1 pseudogene is annotated in these 255 nt (G+C 64.7%); it reads right to left on the reverse strand.

The window, feature by feature from the left end:
- Positions 1-255, reverse strand: a pseudogene (locus SB724_RS20985) (hypothetical protein); the annotation flags it as partial.

Raw genomic sequence — 255 nt, forward strand, 5'->3', positions numbered from 1 at the left:
TTCGATGCGCAGCTTCTCCCGGTAGCGCTTCTCGATGTAGAGAGACGGCTGCAGGTCTTCCACGAGGTCGAGGTGCGTGGTCGCAACGATCACGGTCGCGTTGACCTTGCGCGCAGTCTTCTGCAGCGCGTAAGCGATCACCTTGGCCGCGGTGCGGTCGAGCACGGCCATGAACTCGTCGGCGACCCACACGTCGGCCTCGCTCTCGATCGCCTTCGCGAGCTTGAAGCGGTAGCGCTGGCCGTCGGAGAGCTC

It is taken from the genome of Bacillus sp. SIMBA_031 (genome assembly GCF_046535225.1).
In the GTDB taxonomy this organism is placed as follows: Bacteria; Bacillota; Bacilli; order Bacillales; family Bacillaceae; genus Bacillus; species Bacillus velezensis.